The sequence below is a fragment of the Vreelandella massiliensis genome, assembly GCF_900155385.1.
GTDB classification, from domain to species: Bacteria; Pseudomonadota; Gammaproteobacteria; order Pseudomonadales; family Halomonadaceae; genus Vreelandella; species Vreelandella massiliensis.
On sequence record NZ_LT699757.1, the window covers coordinates 1 to 4,017 of the forward strand.

Annotated in this window: 5 protein-coding genes and 1 pseudogene; 1 reads left to right on the plus strand and 5 read right to left on the minus strand. The window is 44.5% G+C overall.

The genetic code is table 11. The features are described from left to right. Nucleotides 1-89: 89 nt before the first annotated feature. Nucleotides 90-371, minus strand: coding sequence for a hypothetical protein (locus BQ9846_RS17065; protein WP_144049486.1), 282 nt, complete (start codon nucleotides 369-371; stop codon nucleotides 90-92). Between BQ9846_RS17065 and BQ9846_RS15825 the strand changes: the two genes are divergently transcribed. Continuing rightward, the gene (locus tag BQ9846_RS15825) at nucleotides 331-522 is read left to right on the plus strand and encodes a DUF2909 domain-containing protein (RefSeq protein ID WP_075882014.1); all 192 of its coding nucleotides are present in this window, start codon (nucleotides 331-333) and stop codon (nucleotides 520-522) included. The two genes, BQ9846_RS17065 and BQ9846_RS15825, sit on opposite strands and share 41 nt — an antisense overlap. Before the next feature lie 28 nt (nucleotides 523-550). Here the strand turns inward: BQ9846_RS15825 and BQ9846_RS15830 are convergent, their stop codons facing one another. The 4 genes and pseudogenes from BQ9846_RS15830 to BQ9846_RS17070 form a co-directional block, all read right to left on the minus strand. After that, nucleotides 551-1,411, minus strand: coding sequence for a cytochrome c oxidase subunit 3 (locus BQ9846_RS15830; RefSeq protein WP_075882015.1), 861 nt, complete (start codon nucleotides 1,409-1,411; stop codon nucleotides 551-553). Next, a complete protein-coding gene (locus BQ9846_RS15835) occupies nucleotides 1,408-1,992 on the minus strand; it encodes a cytochrome c oxidase assembly protein (protein WP_075882016.1) in 585 nt (194 codons plus the stop codon). Before BQ9846_RS15835 ends, BQ9846_RS15830 begins: the two co-directional genes overlap by 4 nt. Before the next feature lie 29 nt (nucleotides 1,993-2,021). Then, nucleotides 2,022-3,653: a cytochrome c oxidase subunit I gene (gene ctaD, locus BQ9846_RS15840; RefSeq protein ID WP_075882017.1), complete on the minus strand. Its 1,632-nt coding sequence runs from the start codon at nucleotides 3,651-3,653 to the stop codon at nucleotides 2,022-2,024. A 64-nt stretch (nucleotides 3,654-3,717) separates the two neighbouring features. Further along, a pseudogene (locus BQ9846_RS17070) lies at nucleotides 3,718-3,888 on the minus strand (c-type cytochrome); the annotation flags it as partial. Nucleotides 3,889-4,017: the final 129 nt, after the last annotated feature.

Genomic DNA, 4,017 nt, shown 5'->3' on the forward strand with positions numbered 1-4,017 from the left:
GATATTGGAGCCGATTGGCAACATGCCACCGGCAGAGAGAGAAGCCCTGTATTATGAGCACCAGGGTCAGGCTAATAAAGCTGCCTGACTCAAACAAACGGGTCTCCGAGAAAGCCGGTACGGTTCAGCCCCACTAACGTCACCTTGGCGCCATCAATGGGCGTATGCCTCGGTTGAACGAGCACAGGCGCTGCATCTTTACGGGCCAATAATTTGCGCTTGTCATCAGCGCGATCCCACTGCCATATTCCTAACCAGATCCCTAATGACACTAAAACACTCCAGAACAGCAACCACACGACATACCGTCTTGATCGCTTAGAGGTCTTTATGTTGCTTAAAATATTGATTGTCATTGTGTTTTCAGCCATTGTTATCAGCCTGGCCTTAGGGTCACGCTTTTTACTTTATGATAGCCCCACATCACGGCGCCTTCTTACTGCACTCAAGTGGCGTATCGGACTAACCGTCTGTCTAATAATTTTAATTATATATGGTTTTTGGTCGGGTATATTAGTTTAAGGCCAAATGAAAAATACCTGTAAAAAAACTACAAGACATAAACAAATATAAATAGCCCAACCCATACCACGTCGACAAAGTGCCAGTACCAACAAGCGGCTTCAAAACCAAAATGTTGTTGTGGTTCAAAGTGCTTTTTATAGATGCGGAGTAACATTACGGCCAAGATAATGGTACCAATAATGACATGAAGCCCATGGAAACCGGTTAAAATAAAGAAAGTGGCCCCAAATACCCCTGCCTCTAATGTAATGCCATAATGTGAATAGGCCTCATAATACTCCACGCCTTGAATAAAAATAAAAAAACACCCCAATATTACGGTACCCGCGAGCCAATTACGGCACGTCTGGCGATAACCTAACTTAAAGCTCTCATGTGCAATGGTTAGCGTAATGCTGGATGACACCAAAATTAGCGTATTAACTAAAGGGAGCTGCCAGGGACTAAAAACCTCTTTAGGACCCGCGATAGAAGAACCTGGAGGGTTGAGCAAGGGCCAATGAGCGGCAAAATCTGGCCACAGCAAAGCTGATACACCTTTTGCACCCTCCCCACCAAGCCAAGGTATCGCATAATTACGAATATAAAAAAGCGCTCCAAAAAATGCAGCAAAAAACATAATCTCAGAAAAAATAAACCAGCCCATTCCCCACCGAAAAGAGCGATCCATTTGTTCGTCGTAGAGTCCATGTCGAGATTCTTTTATGACATCACAAAACCATAAAGCCATGACAGTCAGCACACCGATGGCACCTAATAAAACCACAATGCTACCATTGCCATGAACAAGCTGTATCCCTGTGCCAACCATTAGAGCACCCAGGGCCAACGACCCTAGTATGGGCCAGCGGCTAGATGCTGGTACATAATAGCTACCACTACTCATATCATTTCCCCTTTTTGATCAAGATAACCGTAGACGAAGGAAATATCTTTTTCATCAACTGGGTATAGAGTATAAACAAGAGTGACAGTATTAATATCCTGGGGCAAATCTCTTACCAGTTGAAAAATAAGAGGCAACTTTAACTTTTCGTTTGCTTTTAGCATTTGCTTATCAAAACAAAAGCAATTTATTTTACGCAAATATTGAGAAGCCCTAGATGGTGAGACGCTTGGCACAGCCCTTCCCCAGCTTTCTTGCTCGCTATAATTTGTAAATACAAAGTCGACTTCAGTGACTTGTCCGGGATGAAGCCTTACTTGTTGTGTAGCAATATCCATTTTCCACGGCAAGCCTGCACTGCCCCGCGTAATAAACTGAACAGTTACGTAGCGATTCTCATCAACACCTTGAGATGTCATTTGCTGAGCGCTTGTACTTACCTTGCCATTGAGTCCCGTAATTTGACAAAAGACGTCATAGAGCGGCACTAAGGCAAAGGCAAACATGCCGATCAGCGCCGCACCCGTTCTTATCACCGTTCGCCTAACCGCTCTGTCTTGTTCTTGCTGACGATTTTTCATGTGCTTTCCCTAACATTTAGTTATTCATTTTATGAAGTCGAGCGTTCTAAATTTGGTGGCGTCTCGAAAGTATGAAGAGGCGCTGGGCTTGGGACACTCCACTCTAGGTCTTCGGCCCCTTCCCACGCTTTTGCAGGAGCTTTTTTTCCTCCACGAACACATAAAATAACAACGAGGACAAAGAGAAGCTGGGAGATACCAAAGAAAAAAGCACCAACACTAGAGATCATATTAAAATCGGTAAATTGCAATGCATAGTCGGGGATACGCCTTGGCATACCCGCTAGCCCTGCAAAATGCATCGGAAAAAACGTTAAATTGACACCAATGACTGATAACCAAAAATGCCACTGTGCAAGCCGTTCATTAGGATAATACCCTGTCCATTTCGGGAGCCAGTAATAAGCGCCTGCCATAATCGCAAATAAAGCGCCAGGAACAAGCACATAATGAAAGTGGGCCACTACGAAATAGGTATCATGGTATTGAAAATCAGCGGGCGCAATAGCTAACATTAGTCCAGAAAAACCACCAATTGTAAAAAGCACAATAAAGGCAAGAGCAAATAGCATCGGGGCTTCAAAACTAATCGAGCCTCTAAAAAGAGTGGTTACCCAGTTAAAAATTTTAACACCTGTTGGTACCGCAATAAGCATGGTTGAATACATGAAGAAAAGCTCTGCTACCAGGGGCAAGCCGACTACAAACATATGATGTGCCCATACTAAAAATGAAAGTAAGGCAATTGCGGCTGTCGCATATACCATCGAAGCGTAACCAAATAAAGGTTTACGAGCAAAAGTGGGCACAATGGCAGAAACAATGCCAAACGCAGGTAAAATCATGATATAAACTTCAGGGTGGCCAAAAAACCAAAAAAGATGTTGAAACAAAACAGGATCACCCCCGCCTGCCGCATTAAAAAAACTGGTACCAAAGTTAATATCCATCAACATCATCGTAATCACACCAGCTAAGACAGGCATGACAGCAATTAACAAAAAAGCGGTAATTAACCACCCCCATACAAATAGGGGCATATCCATCAACCGCATGCCAGGAGCTCGCATATTAAGAATCGTAGCGATAATATTAATTGCCCCTAAAATTGAGCTTATACCGGCTATATGCAGGGCGAGGATAAAAAAGGTAGTCGAGGCGGGAGCGTAAGTAGTCGACAGCGGTGCATAAAATGTCCAGCCAAAGTTTGGCCCTCCTCCCGGCATCAATAAAGTGGAAAGCAACAGCGTGAAAGCGACGGGAAGCAACCAAAAACTGAAATTATTCAGCCTTGGCAATGCCATGTCAGGTGCCCCAATCTGCAAGGGAATCATCCAGTTAGCAAGACCAGTAAAAGCCGGCATTATCGCAGCAAACACCATAATCAGGCCATGCATGGTTGTCATCTGATTAAAAAACTCTGGTTGGATAAGCTGTAATCCAGGTTGAAATAACTCTGCCCGCACCACTAACGCGAAAACACCGCCTACAAAGAACATACTTAGAGAAAACAACAAATAAAGCGTGCCAATCTCTTTATGGTTAGTGGTCAACAACCATCGCAAAAGCCCTTTGGGCTCAGTCGCGTACGGAGTTAACTGGCCACCAGCAGCGGCTGGTGTACTGTTTAGAGGCATGGGCTTAGGAGGTAGCTTAGCCATATAATGCTCCATTTAGTTATTGTTGTAGTCAGGTAATGTTTACTCAGCGGTATACGATCGCTTATCAATCTATCAATTCGGCTACCTCAGCAGGCTGAATCACATCACCCGCACTGTTACCCCAAGCGTTACGCGTATAAGTAACCACTGCGGCGATATCAACAGGGCTGAGAGTATTGCGGAATGCGGGCATTGCTGCTCCCGAGACCCCATTAATCACCTTATCCAAATGCCATGCAGAGTTAAGCTCGATTCTGGTGTATGGGAGGAAGTAGGAAGGGTGGCGTATCCTGTTGATTGATCACGACCAAGATCTCAACCAACAAAAGTGGATACGCCATGACTGATTCTACCCTCCAAGCCG